Here is a 13,560-nt window from a genome sequence, read left to right as displayed (position 1 = left end):
CGGCACCGACGGCATCCCGCTCGGGCCTCCTCGTCCCAGTGCAGGAGCACCACCATGACTCTCATGCCCGATTCGCTGGATACACTCGTCGGCGGTCCGTCACTTCCGCAGGTGCGGCGGCTGGTCACCTCGATCCCCGGGCCGAGGTCGAGTGAGTGGCTGGCGCGCAAGGCGGAGGCGGTGGCTGCCGGAGTCGGCATCACCATGCCGGTGTTCGCCGCAGCGGCCGGCGGCGGCGTTCTCGTCGACGTCGACGGCAACTCCCTGATCGACCTGGGATCGGGCATCGCCGTCACCGGCGTCGGCAACAGCGCACCGCGAGTGGTCGATGCCGTGCAGGCGCAGGCGGCGCGGTTCACTCACACCGCCTTCGGGGTGACGCCGTATGCCTCGTACGTGGAGGTCGCCGAGGCGCTCAACCGGCTCACTCCCGGCGACCACCTCAAACGCAGCGCCCTGTTCAACTCCGGCGCCGAGGCGGTGGAGAACGCGGTGAAAATCGCGCGTAGCTACACCGGGAAACAGGCGATTATCGCCTTCGATCACGCCTTCCACGGCCGCACCAACCTGGCGATGGCGCTGACCGCGAAGAACCAGCCATACAAGAACGGCTTCGGTCCGTTCGCGCCGGAGATCTACCGCGCGCCGCTGTCGTATCCTTTGCGCGATGGCGGACTCGACGGCGCCGCGGCAGCCCGCCGCACGATCGACTACGTCGAGAAGCAGGTCGGGGCCGACAACATCGCCGCCATGATCATCGAACCGATCCAGGGTGAAGGCGGATTCATCGTCCCCGCACCCGGCTATCTGGCGGCGCTGCTCGACTGGTGCCACGTGAACCGGGTGGTCTTCATCGCCGATGAGGTGCAAACCGGATTCGCCCGCACCGGCTCGATGTTCGCGAGCGAGCACGAGGGCATCCTGCCCGACCTGATCGTCACCGCCAAGGGGATCGCCGGCGGACTGCCGCTGTCGGCGGTCACCGGCCGGGCCGAGATCATGGATGCGCCGCAGGTCGGCGGGCTGGGCGGCACCTACACCGGCAACCCGATCGCCTGCGCGGCGGCGTTGGCGGCCATCCGCTGCTATGAGGAAGACGGTCTCGTCCAGCGGGCGCAGGACATCGGCCGGCTCCTCACCGAGGTGCTTGGCGTCCTGGCCGCCGACCCTCGCGTTGCCGAGGTGCGCGGCCGCGGCGCGATGATGGCGATCGAATTCGTCGACCCCGAAACGGGCAATCCGGATGCCGCGCTCGCGTCCCGAGTCGCGGCGGCCACTCACGCCGCCGGAGTCATCGTGCTGACCTGCGGGACCTATGGCAACGTCATCCGATTCCTACCGCCGCTCGCGATCTCCGACGATCTGCTGAGGGAAGGCGTGCAGGTCGTCGCCGAGGCGCTGGCCGCCGCCTAGCCAACCCGTTTCACGGAGTTTTTGACTTTCGGATGCCTGGATATCAGTCAAACCCGGGCTTGAGGACAAAAACTCCTTGAGACGGGTCAGCGGCGGACCGGTCCGGTGGCGACGCGGCGTGCTGGTGGGGGAGGGCTGCGGGGCGGTGCCGGGCCGGCAGCGGCGGGGCCGTGGGGCGGATGCGTAGACTTATCCGGTGATACTCGAGGGCTTGATCTCTGCGCTCTCGCGCGCCCGCACGTTCGAGGAGGCGCTGGCCCAGTCCGGCCGCAGCGCTGATTTCTCGGTCGTCGACGGCCTTCGTGCCCCCCTCGTCGCCGGACTCCTCGGCGCCAGGCGGCCGCCCCGCGCGCTGCTGGCCATCGTGGCGACCGGCCGGGATTCCGAGTCGCTGCGGGAGGCGCTGGCCAGCATCGCCCCGCACGCCACCGTCGTCGAATTCCCGGCCTGGGAAACGCTGCCACACGAACGACTGAGCCCGAGCGCCGAAACCGTGGGCAAACGCATCCGCGCACTGCGCACGCTGCAACGCTGGCAGGAGGACGCCGCGGCGGACCCCAGCGCCGTCTCCGACATCGTCATCGTGGCCTCGGTGCGCGCCGCGCTGCAACCGCTGGCTGACAACCTCACCAGCCTGGAACCGGTGCGGCTCGTCGCGGGTGGGCGCGGTTACAACCTCACCAGTCTGGCCGAGCAACTGGTCGACCTCGCATACTCGCGGGTGGATATGGTCACCCGGCGCGGCGAGTTCGCGGTGCGCGGCGGCATCCTGGACGTGTTCGCGCCGACCGACGAGCATCCGGTGCGCGTCGAATTCTTTGGCGACGAGGTCGAGCAGATCCGCCAGTTCGCGGTGTCGGATCAGCGCTCCGCCGGCGAGAAACTGACTGAGGTGGAACTGCTGGCCAGCCGGGAACTGCTGCTCGGACCCGAGGTGCGCCAACGGGCGCGAGAGATGGAGCACGAGTTCCCGAGTCTGGCCGGGATGCTGGTCAAGATCTCCGAAGGCATCCCGGTCGACGGAATGGAGTCACTGGCACCGGCCCTGCTGCCACGGCTCGTGCCGCTCATCCATTACCTACCGAACGACTCCGCGATCGCCGTGTTCTCGCCGGAGCGCGTCGCCTCGCGTGCGATCAGCCTCGCCGAAACGAACCGCGAGTTCCTCTCCGCTGCCTGGCACGCCGCCACCGCCGGCGCCGAAGAGCCGATCGACCTGGATGCCGGCGGGTTCCTCTCGATGACGCAGCTGCGCGCGGCCGCCAGAGATCGACCCTGGTGGACGTTCAGCGGTTTCGACTCGGGGGCGGCCGTCAACGCAGAAGTGGACACCGGGGTCTCGACAGGCTCGACCACCGGGGGTGGCTCGACCACCGAGGTCGGCTCGGTTATCCGCGTCGGGGAGAGCGTCGAGAACGACGACCGATACGTTCGGGTGGAGGCCGCGTCGGTGCCAAGCTTCGCCGGTCAGGTGAACGGCGCGCTCGAGCACGTTGGCCAGCTACTGGCCGATTCGTGGAGTGTCGTAGTGGTCGCGCAGGGAGTGGGCCTGGTGGAGCGCGCGGCCGATGTGCTGGCTGAACGCGGATGCGCGGCGCGCGTGGTGGAGGATCTGCCCGCGGAATTGGACACCGGCGTCGCGTATCTGCTCAAGGCATCCGTCGAGCACGGTTTCGAAGTGCCCGAATTAAAACTGGCCGTGCTCAGCGAGAGCGAGTTCTACGGCAGAGCCGCTGGATATGACGCGCGGCAGGTCAAGAAACTCGCCAGCCGCCGCAAGAACGTCGTCGACCCACTGCAGTTGAAGGCCGGCGACTACGTGGTGCACCAGACTCACGGCGTTGGACGCTTCGTAGAACTTGTCCAGCGTGAGGTCAGCACCGGGGGCAGGAATCCGGTCAAGAACAACCGGGAATACCTGCTGCTCGAGTACGCGCCGAGCAAACGCGGCTACCCCGGAGACAAGCTCTACGTGCCCACCGACCAACTCGACCTGCTCACCCGGTACATCGGCGGGGAATCACCGCCGCTGAGCAAGATGGGCGGCAGCGACTGGGCCGCGGCCAAGGGTCGCGCCCGCCGCGCCGTGCGCGACATCGCCGTCGAACTGGTCAAGCTCTACTCCGCTAGGATGGCCAGCAAGGGCCACGCGTTCCCACCGGACACCCCGTGGCAGCGCGAGCTGGAAGAGGCGTTCCCGTTTATGGAGACACCCGACCAACTCACCACCATCGACGAGGTCAAGGCCGACATGGAACGGCCCATCCCGATGGACCGGCTCATCTCCGGCGACGTCGGTTACGGCAAGACGGAGATCGCCGTCCGCGCCGCCTTCAAGGCCGTCCAGGACGGCAAGCAGGTCGTCATGCTGGTGCCGACGACGCTGCTGGTGCGGCAGCACATGGAAACCTTCGCCGAACGCTTCGCCGGGTTTCCGATCCACTTGCGCGCGCTCAGCCGGTTCCAGACCGAAAAGGAATCGAAGGAGACCATCGACGGACTGGCCGACGGCAGCGTTGACATCGTCATCGGCACGCACCGACTGCTGTCCGGCAGCATCGTGTTCAAGGACCTCGGCCTTGTCGTCATCGACGAGGAGCAGCGCTTCGGTGTGGAGCACAAGGATGCGCTGAAGAAGCTGAAGACGAACGTGGACATCCTGGCGATGAGCGCCACCCCGATTCCCCGCACCCTCGAGATGGCGGTGACCGGCATCCGCGAGATGTCGACGCTGGCGACGCCGCCGGAGGACCGGCATCCGATTCTCACCTACGTCGGACCGTACAACGACAAGCAGGTCGGCGCTGCCATCCGTCGCGAACTGCTGCGCGAGGGTCAGGTGTTCTTCGTGCACAACCGGGTGAAGTCGATCAACCGGGTCGCTGCACAACTGGCCGAACTGGTGCCGGAGGCGCGCATTGCCGTCGCGCACGGTCAGCTGCCCGAGGCGGTGCTCGAGAAGGTGATGGTCGACTTCTGGGAGCGCAAATTCGACGTGCTGGTCTCGACGACCATCATCGAAACCGGCCTGGATGTCGCCAACGCGAACACGCTGATCATCGACCGGGCCGACAAGTACGGCCTCAGCCAACTGCACCAGCTGCGCGGCAGGGTCGGGCGGGGACGCGAGCGCGCCTACGCCTATTTCCTCTACGACGAGAACAAGCCGCTCAGCGAGACCGCGCACGACCGGCTGTCCACCATCGCCGCGAACAACGAACTGGGCGCTGGTATGCAGGTCGCCCTCAAGGACCTCGAGATCCGCGGCGCCGGCAACCTGCTCGGCGGGGAGCAGTCCGGCCACATCGCCGGTGTGGGCTTCGACCTCTACCTGCGGATGATCGGCGAGGCCGTCGGCGCGTTCCGCGGCGAGGTGGCCGAGGGGCAGACCGAGCTGCGACTGGAATTGCCGGTGGACGCACACATTCCCGAGGACTACGTCGAGAGCGAGCGGCTGCGGCTCGAGGCATACCAGAAGCTGTCCTCCGCCAGCTCGCCGACCTCCATGCCGGGCCAGATCGGCCAGGTCCTCGAGGAACTCACCGACCGCTATGGCGAGCCGCCCGCGCAGGTGCAGAACCTGATCGCCGTCTCTACACTGCGCCGGATGGCCCAGAAGGCGGGCCTTTCCGAGGTGGTCGTGGTCGGCTCGAACCTCCGCGTAGTCGGTGCCGAGCTGCTCGACTCGGTGCAGGTGCGCCTGCAACGGATGTACCCTGGCGCCCGCTACCTGCGCGCCGCGAAGGCGGTGATGGCTCCGATGCCGAGCCTCGCAGACACCGAAGACTCGGCTCTGCTCGAATGGACCAGCCAGTTGCTGGTCTCGATCTTCGGCGCCGAGGTGCTCGCGCCGGCGTCACCGTCCGGCGAGGCCGCGCAGTAGCGCCTCCTCCGGCCGAGCGGCGGTACACAGCCGAGGGCGAAGTGCCACACGCCGTGAAAAACCGGCCAGGGATACGGCGTGTCGGTCGGATTGCCTCGGTTGTGTACCTCTCTTCTCCTGGTGGTCGGGTGATACTGCGCGGTGCGAGGATGGATCGCATGGACAAGCTCGACGACCTGATCGCGATCATGGGCCGGCTGCGCGCGCCGGGCGGATGCGCCTGGGACCGCGAACAGACGCACGAGTCGCTGGTGCGTTACCTGCTTGAGGAGACCTACGAGCTCATCGACGCCATTGAGCGCGGCAACCGGGATGAACTGCTCGAAGAGCTTGGCGATGTGCTTTATCAGGTGGTCTTCCACGCTGACATCGCCTCGCACACCCCCGGCGAGGAATTCGACATCCAGGATGTCGCCGAGCACATGGCCCGCAAGATGGTGGGCCGCCATCCGCACGTCTTCGGCGATACGGTGGCCACGACCGCGGACGACGTGGTCGCGATCTGGGACAACCTCAAGGCAGCCGAGAAGCCGGATCGCACCAGCGTGCTCGACGGCATCCCTCAGGCGATGCCCGCTTTGGCGCTGGCCGACAAGCTGGTGGGCCGAGCCGCCAAGGCCGGCGTCACCGTTTCGGAAGCCGACGGTGCGGTTGCGGTGACGACCGAGGCCGAACTGGGCGAGCAATTGCTCGGAATCGTCGTCTCGGCGAAAGCGCAGGGATGGGACCCGGAACGCGCCTTGCGCGGCACTCTCCGCCGCCTGCAGGATGACATCCGGCTGGTCGAAGCGGACTCGCGGGAACACGACGCGGCCCGCTATTAGTCCGATGAGCGGTGCCCCTTTCAACCCGAATGAAAGGGGCACCTGTCCGGACGCATTTGCGCCTCGCTCGCGCGGGCTCCTGCGCCGAACACGAACCAGCAATTTCCCGATTCCTGGTTCGGTTTAGATGCTTTCCGACTGTCCCGGCCTTCGCCGACCGGCGTCGGAAGAACAGCAACGCGTCAAGTTTATCGGGACAGCGATCGTTAGTGCAAACAACCGTTATGGTAAGGGTATGTCACGTCTTCCTGACCTCGAGCGCAAGCCGGAATTGGTCGCGAGCATTCTGGAGTACCTGCTGGACAAACCGCTGTCCGGTCTGACCTTCCGCAAACTGGCCTTGGCGCTGGGTGTGAGCACGTTCACGTTGGTCTACCATTTCGGCACACGTGCCGAGATGCTGCGCGATGTCGTGGCAGCGATCTCCGCGCGGGAGGCCGGTGTCAACGAGAATCTCGTCGTCGATCCGGCGTCGCTCGACGCCTACTTCGACGGCCTCGAGCGGTCCTGGGAGTGGACACTGGAACCACGCAACCGGCAATTGCAGCGACTGGAATTCGAGGCGTCGATGATCGAGGCGTTGTATCCCGAGGAGCACACCTTCGTGCGCACGCTCTTCGCCCGTTGGCAGAAGATCGGCTACGACGCTCTGATCTCGTTCGGAATCGGCGAGGAGGAGGCCGAGGACGAGTCCCGACTGGTCGTCGATACGTTTTACGGCATCCAGTTCGACCTCGTCGTCAACGGCGACGAGGCAAAGGCGACGGCGGCGTTTTCGCGGGCCGTGGCGCTGCACCGCCACCGCGTCGAACAGCTGCTCGGCGAGAGCGTCTAGCCTCGCCGCCGCCCGGTGGTACGCCGCCGAGATGCCAGAATCGACACATGGCAACATCGGTCAACCCGCCGCGCGGCATGCGCGATTTCCTTCCAGACGAGAAGGCCAGGCGCGAAGCGGCGCTGACCGTCATCCGTGGTACCTACCGCGCGCACGGCTTCGACGAGATCGAAACCCCGGTCATGGAAGACAGCTCACGGCTGCACGCCGGCCTCGGCGGCGACAACGAGAAACTCGCCTTCGGAGTGCTGCGGCGGGGACTCGACACAGCGGACCTCCACGCAGCCACCGAGCCGCTCGACCTCGTCGACCTCGGGCTGCGCTTCGACCTCACGGTGCCACTAGCCCGGTTCTACGCGACGCACCACGCCGAGCTACCCACCGTGTTCCGCGCCATCCAGCTCGCCCCGGTGTGGCGTGCCGAGCGACCGCAGAAGGGTCGATACCGCCAGTTCCTGCAGTGCGACATCGACATCATCGGCGAGGCCGGCCCGCTGGCCGAAATCGAACTGCTCACCGCCACCGCCGCCACGGTGCGGGCGCTCGGTCTCACCGAATGGCACATCCGACTCAACGACCGCAGGATCCTGCACTCGCTGCTGGATTGGTGGGGCATCGACGCCGACTTCCGCGACCGCGCACTCATCACCCTCGACAAGGAAGACAAGATCGGTGCCGACGCCGTCGCTGCCGAACTTGCCGAGTTCGTCACGATCGATGTCAAGGAGGTCGCCAGCACCCTGAAAGAACTCGCGGCGCTCTCCGACGGCGGGTGGTCGCTTCAGGATGCTCCGCCGCCCTGGCTGGACCTGACAGCCTATGACCAGCTGATGCAGATCCGCAGCGCATTGCCCGAAGTGCCACTGGTCTTCTCGCCCAACCTGGTGCGCGGCATGGGGTACTACACGGGCGCGATCTTCGAAATTGCCCATCCGAGCTCCAGCAGTTCGCTGGGCGGCGGCGGCCGCTACGACGGCATGATCGGCCGCTTCCTCGGCCGCGACGTGCCGGCGACCGGATTCTCGATCGGCTTCGAACGAATCCTCGACCTGGTGAACCTGACCGATGACGACGCCGAGGATGCTTGCGCACTGCTCTACGACGACACCGTGGCCCCCGCGCAGCTCATCGCCCTGAAAACCGGGCTCGTCGCGGGCGGCCGGCGCGTTCGCCTGGAACGCCTCCGCAAGAACGCCGGCGCGCTGTTTGCCGAACTGACGGCATCCGGGTACCACCGGGTGGCCACCGTCTCCGCGTCCACCGTGACGGTGGAGGACCTCGAGTTTCGGAACCTGAAGTGACCCGGCCCGCCATCGAGCCGTACTATCGCTGGCTCGGCGATAACCGGTACGCCTCCACGGTGCACACCCAGGGCGCCTGGAACCCGCATGAGCAGCACATGGCGCCGGTTTCCGGCATCCTCGCGCACTGCCTGGAATTGTTTCAGCCCCGGCCAGAGTTGCGGATGGCCAGGCTCAGCTTCGACATCCTCGGCCTGATCCCCGACGGCGAGTTCACCGTCGTCACGTCGATGCTCAGACCCGGCCGCACCATCGAACTGATCCAGGCCGAACTGGTCGCCGGTGGCCGCACCGCGGTGCGGGCGACAGCCTGGCGCCTGCAACGCTCCGACACCAGTGCGGTCGCGGCCGTCGAGGATGCGCCGATGCCCGGTCCTCAGGAGGCGTCCGGGCCGGTGTCCCTGGATGACTGGCCCGGCGGCTACATCCAATCGGTCGAGGTACGCGTGATCGACGGCCACCGCCCGGGCCTCGGCCGGGCCTGGATCCGCACCGAACATCCGCTGGTCGACTCGGTCAGCTCGCCCGCGTTCGTGCGGCTGATCGGACTCATCGACACCAGCAACGGCGTCGCGACGCGGGTGCGCCCGGGGGCAGGCAGCTACCTGTTCCCCAACGTCGACCTGCAGATCCACCTGTACCGCGAACCGCGCGGAGAGTGGCTGGGCCTGCAGAACTCGGTGAGCTTCGGTGCCGAGGGGATCGGCCTCACCTCCACGGTGCTGCACGATCTCACCGGTCCGTTCGGCCGCGCGGAACAGATCCTCACCCTCCGTAAGTCCTGAAATCTCAGGGGCGCTCGACCGGCTCCAACTCCGGGCGCTTCGGTGGCCGGCCGTCGCCGGAGGAGCGGCCGGTCAGTCGGCGGCCGATCCAGGGCAACACGAATTCCCGGTAGTAGGCCACGGTGCCCTGCACCCGCTGGGCGCCGGGCGCGCGGCCGGCGGCATCCGCCCACTCCTGCGGCGCCGGGACGCCGAGCGCACCGAGCACCCGTGTGGCGACCTTGGTGTGTCCAAGGGCATTCAAATGCAACTTGTCCCGTGACCAGAACCGCGCCTGCATCAGCTCCGCGTCGCTCCAGTTGTCCACCAGGGTGATGTCGTCCCTCGTGAACGCCGAGTACCACTGGGTCGCCAGTGCGTCGCCGCGGCGCTGCATGAGCGCGCCCATCGGCAGGTGCCGCGACGGATTGCCGCCGCTGACCAGCACCACATGCGCACCGCGCCGCTGTGCCCGATCGACGACCTGCTGTAGCAGATCGATGATGTAGCCGATCTCCACGCGCGGGCGCATCAGGTCGTTGCCGCCACCGGACACGGTGAGCAGATCCGGTTTCAGCGCGAGCGCGGGATCCAGTTGCTCCCGAACGATCGGCCCCAGGAGCTTGCCCCGGATGGCCAGATTCGCATACGACACCGGCGCTGCGGAGGCCTGGGCCAATCCGACTGCGACGAGATCGGCCCAGCCGCGCACCTGCCCGTCCGGCAGGTCGTCGCCGACGCCTTCGGTGAAGCTGTCGCCGATCGCGACGTAACGCTGAAACATTCTTCCGCTCCTCGAGGCTCGGCAGCGTGCCGTGCGCCGGAGGCGAGCCTACCGCGCACCAGCGTCCCGGCCAGTGCCCGCCGAGTAGGATGACGAGCGGATTATCGGCATTCAACCCACTAGGAGAACCGTGGCATTGATCGAAGCAGTAAGCGCCCGCGAAATTCTGGACTCCCGGGGAAACCCGACAGTCGAGGTCGAGCTGCTGCTCGATGACGGCATTGTTTCCCGTGCGGCGGTACCCTCCGGCGCGTCGACCGGAGCCTTCGAGGCCTACGAGTTGCGCGACGGCGACAAGGACCGCTACCAGGGCAAGGGCGTGCTGAAGGCCGTGGATGCGGTCATCGACGAGATCGGCCCGGCCATCGAGGGCTTCGACGCTGCCGATCAGCGGCTCATTGATCAGACCATGATCGAACTGGACGGCACGGACAACAAGAAGCGCCTGGGTGCCAACGCCATCCTCGGTGCGTCCCTGGCCGCCGCCAAGGCTGCCGCCGACTCGGCCGACCTGCCGCTGTTCCGGTACCTGGGCGGTCCGAACGCGCACACCCTCCCGGTGCCGATGCTCAACGTGATCAACGGGGGCGCGCACGCCGACAACAACGTCGACATCCAGGAGTTCATGATCCTGCCCATCGGCGCTGCCAGCTTCAGCGAAGGGCTGCGCTGGGGAGTGGAGACCTACCACGCGCTCAAAACCCTGCTGCACGGCAAGGGTCTGAACACCGGCCTCGGCGACGAGGGCGGATTCGCGCCGGACCTCAGCAGCAACCGGGCCGCCCTCGACCTGCTCGTCGAGGCGATCACCGCGGCCGGCTTCACCCCAGGCACCGACGTCGCGCTCGGCATCGACGCGGCCGCAAGTGAGTTCTTCAACGGTGGGTCGTATTCCTTCGAAGGGGGCAAGATCTCCGCCGAGAAGCTGACCGAGTACTACGCCGGCCTGGTGGCAGAGTATCCACTGGTCACCATGGAAGACCCGCTGCAGGAAGACGACTGGGAGGGCTGGGCGCACCTCACCGCCGAACTCGGCGACAAGGTGCAGATCGTCGGGGACGACCTGTTCGTCACCAACCCGAAGCGCCTTGCCGATGGCATCTCCCGGCACACCGGCAACTCCATCCTGGTCAAGGTCAACCAGATCGGTACGCTCACCGAGACCTTCGATGCCGTCGCCCTGGCGCAGCGCAGCGGCTACACCGCGGTGATCTCGCACCGCTCCGGCGAGACCGAAGACACCACCATCGCGGACCTCGCAGTGGCGACGGATGCCGGGCAGATCAAGACCGGCGCGCCGGCGCGATCGGAGCGGGTCGCGAAATACAACCAGCTGTTGCGCATCGAAGAGGAGCTCGGCGACGCCGCGACCTACGCCGGACGCAGCGCCTTCCCGCGGTTTCGCCTCTGAGCGCATCCGCCGGGTTTCGGTGCCACGGTCACCGGCAGAGGCAACGTAGGCTCGATCCATGACCAGGCGGCCCCGCACCACCCGCGTACCCGTCCGGCTGCCCCAGCCGGAAGGACCCGCGGCGCGGTGGCTGCGCAGTATCCGCTTGTCCGGGTTCACCATCGCCGCGCTGTGCGTCGTGGTGCTCATGGTCGTGATCCTCGCGCCGTCGCTGCGCACCCTGGTCGAACAGCGCACACAACTGGCGCAGCTGGAAGCCAACGTGGCGGCACAAAAGCAGGGCGTTGCCGATCTGAAAGGTGAGCACGCGCGCTGGGAGGACCCCAGCTACATCGAGGCGCAGGCCCGCGAACGGCTCAACTATGTGTACCCGGGCGAGTACAGCTATCTCGTGATGGACGACGGGGCAACCGCCACCACCAAGGAGGGTCTGCCGATCAGCTCCAGCATCCAGACCACGCGGGTCGACTGGGTGCAAGCCCTGCTGTCCTCGGTCTTGACCGCCGGACTGACGGATGCCACGCCGAACCAGATCGTCGCGCCGGTGCTCGGTGGGTCACAGTGACACCCCCGGCACGGACACCGCAATTCGGGGCGCCCAGCGAAGAGGACCTTCGGGTGGCGACGCGGCAACTCGGGCGTCCGGCCCGCGGGGTTCTCGGCATCGCCGCGCGATGCGCCTGCGGCGCGCCCGCAGTGCTGGTCACCAGTCCCAGACTTCGGGACGGCACACCGTTCCCCACGCTGTACTACCTGAGCCTGCCGTCGGCCGTCGCGGCCATGTCGACCCTCGAAGCGGCCGGGGCGATGGCCGGCTGGCAGGCGCAGCTCGCCGACGACCCTGCCCTTCGGGCTCGCTACGCGCAGGCCCACGCCGCCTACCTGGCCGACCGTGCCAGCATCGAAGCGGTCCCCGAGATCGAGGGCATTTCCGCCGGCGGCATGCCGACCAGGGTGAAGTGCCTGCATGCCCTGGCGGGCCACTCCCTGGCCGCCGGGCCCGGCGTCAACCCGATCGGTGATCTGGCGCTGGCCGAAACCACCTGGTCAATCAATGTCTGCGAGTGCGCTCCAGAGGCGGAGCGAACGCAGTGAGACGAGTCCTCGCCGCGGTCGCCGCGCTCGGCATTCTCGCATCGGCGCTCGTGGCGACGCAGTCGGCGTCCGCCGGCGACCTCATTCGTGACCGCGAATACTGGCTGGCCTCGTACGGATTCTCCCAGGCCTGGCTCACCACCAAGGGCGCCGGCGTGACCGTCGCTGTGATCGACACGGGCATCGACAGCAGCCACCCGGATCTTGTCGGCAGCGTCGTCGGCGGAACCGACATCTCCGGTTTGGGGGCCGCCAACGGTCAGCGGCCGGTGGGTGCCAACAAGGAGCACGGCACGATGGTCGCCTCCCTCATTGCCGGACAAGGGCACGACGGCGACTCCGGGATCATCGGGGTCGCCCCCTCCGCCCGGCTGCTGTCCGTGTCGGTCGGTTTCGGCGTCGGCACCGAGGGATCGGATGCCCAGATCGCGGATGCGGTGCGCTGGTCGGTGGACCACGGCGCCGACGTCATCAACATGTCACTGACCCGCAACACGCTGGAATGGCCAGAAAGCTGGGACGACGCGTTCCTCTACGCCATGAACCACGACGTCGTGATCGTGGCCGCCGCCGGCAACCGCGGTAGCGGCACCACAGAGGTGGGCGCGCCGGCCACCATGCCCGGAGTGCTCACCGTGGCCGGAGTCGACCAGAACGGCAAGGCCAGCTTCGACGCCTCCTCACAGGGCATCACCATCTCGGTCGCGGCGCCGAGCGAAGACCTCGTCGGGGCGGCGCCCGGTGGCGGCTATTACAACTGGGCGGGCACCAGCGGTGCCACCCCCATCGTCTCCGGACTGGTGGCGCTGGTGCGTTCCGCCTACCCTCACCTGGATGCCGCGAACGTGATCAACCGCATCATCGCCACCGCCAACCCGGTCGGCGGCCAACTGCCCAGCCCGATCTACGGGTACGGGCTGATCGACGCGGCCGCGGCGGTGACCGCTCGGGTCAACCCAGTCACCGCGAACCCTATGGGCGACCTCAAGGAGTGGATCCGCGTCTATCGGCGCGCGCCATCCACCCCGCCGCCCTCCCCGAGGGCCGAAGTTCCGCCGCCACGCACCACACCGTCCCCGGTCCCGTCGGCGAAAGCCACCAATCCGCTCGGCACCATCCTGCCGACCGTCGCATCATTGCGCGACACCGGGATCCCGCTTCTCGTCTTCGCGGTATTCGGCACGCTTCTCGCGTTGCTGATCCGCGTATTCTACCGCCGAACCAGGCACCCCCGAGGCAGGTAGTAGATT

The 13,560-nt window shown here is 67.6% G+C and carries 11 protein-coding genes; 10 read left to right on the top strand and 1 reads right to left on the bottom strand.

Translation table 11 applies throughout. From position 1 onward, the window contains the following. The first annotated feature begins 63 nt into the window (after window positions 1-63). From gabT to ABFX56_RS04720, 6 genes are all read left to right on the top strand, one after another. Entirely contained in the window at window positions 64-1,413 is a 1,350-nt protein-coding gene (gene gabT / locus ABFX56_RS04745) for a 4-aminobutyrate--2-oxoglutarate transaminase (RefSeq protein ID WP_428834423.1), read from the top strand. Between the two features lie 196 nt (window positions 1,414-1,609). Further along, a complete protein-coding gene (mfd, locus tag ABFX56_RS04740) occupies window positions 1,610-5,296 on the top strand; it encodes a transcription-repair coupling factor (protein WP_346232114.1) in 3,687 nt (1,228 codons plus the stop codon). A gap of 158 nt (window positions 5,297-5,454) precedes the next feature. Next, the gene (locus ABFX56_RS04735; protein WP_346232113.1) at window positions 5,455-6,120 is read left to right on the top strand and encodes a nucleoside triphosphate pyrophosphohydrolase; all 666 of its coding nucleotides are present in this window, start codon (window positions 5,455-5,457) and stop codon (window positions 6,118-6,120) included. A 235-nt stretch (window positions 6,121-6,355) separates the two neighbouring features. After that, entirely contained in the window at window positions 6,356-6,955 is a 600-nt protein-coding gene (locus ABFX56_RS04730; protein ID WP_346232112.1) for a TetR/AcrR family transcriptional regulator, read from the top strand. Between the two features lie 47 nt (window positions 6,956-7,002). After that, window positions 7,003-8,256, top strand: coding sequence for a histidine--tRNA ligase (gene hisS / locus ABFX56_RS04725; protein ID WP_346232111.1), 1,254 nt, complete (start codon window positions 7,003-7,005; stop codon window positions 8,254-8,256). Beyond that, entirely contained in the window at window positions 8,253-9,041 is a 789-nt protein-coding gene (locus tag ABFX56_RS04720; protein WP_346232110.1) for a thioesterase family protein, read from the top strand. The genes hisS and ABFX56_RS04720 overlap by 4 nt, the downstream gene beginning before the upstream one ends. Window positions 9,042-9,045: 4 nt before the next feature. Here the strand turns inward: ABFX56_RS04720 and ABFX56_RS04715 are convergent, their stop codons facing one another. After that, a complete protein-coding gene (locus ABFX56_RS04715) occupies window positions 9,046-9,804 on the bottom strand; it encodes an SGNH/GDSL hydrolase family protein (protein WP_346232109.1) in 759 nt (252 codons plus the stop codon). Window positions 9,805-9,934: 130 nt separating this feature from the next. On the opposite strand from ABFX56_RS04715, the gene eno reads away from it, so the two are divergent. Genes eno through ABFX56_RS04695 form a run of 4 tightly spaced genes read left to right on the top strand, consistent with a single transcriptional unit; the run spans window position 9,935 to window position 13,554 of the window. Beyond that, window positions 9,935-11,215, top strand: coding sequence for a phosphopyruvate hydratase (gene eno / locus ABFX56_RS04710; protein ID WP_346232108.1), 1,281 nt, complete (start codon window positions 9,935-9,937; stop codon window positions 11,213-11,215). Between the two features lie 58 nt (window positions 11,216-11,273). Next, window positions 11,274-11,780 (top strand): FtsB family cell division protein, encoded by a 507-nt coding sequence (locus ABFX56_RS04705; protein WP_346232107.1) that lies wholly within the window; start codon window positions 11,274-11,276, stop codon window positions 11,778-11,780. Next, complete coding sequence (locus ABFX56_RS04700; protein WP_346232106.1) at window positions 11,777-12,310, top strand: DUF501 domain-containing protein; 534 nt, start codon at window positions 11,777-11,779, stop codon at window positions 12,308-12,310. The genes ABFX56_RS04705 and ABFX56_RS04700 overlap by 4 nt, the downstream gene beginning before the upstream one ends. Beyond that, window positions 12,307-13,554 (top strand): S8 family peptidase, encoded by a 1,248-nt coding sequence (locus tag ABFX56_RS04695; RefSeq protein WP_346232105.1) that lies wholly within the window; start codon window positions 12,307-12,309, stop codon window positions 13,552-13,554. Before ABFX56_RS04700 ends, ABFX56_RS04695 begins: the two co-directional genes overlap by 4 nt. Window positions 13,555-13,560 lie beyond the last annotated feature (6 nt).

The sequence above is a fragment of the Parafrigoribacterium mesophilum genome, from assembly GCF_039652555.1.
Lineage (GTDB): Bacteria > Actinomycetota > Actinomycetes > Actinomycetales > Microbacteriaceae > Parafrigoribacterium > Parafrigoribacterium mesophilum.
Note: the sequence above shows the minus strand (reverse complement) of the source record. Positions and strands in the feature narration are given on the sequence as shown.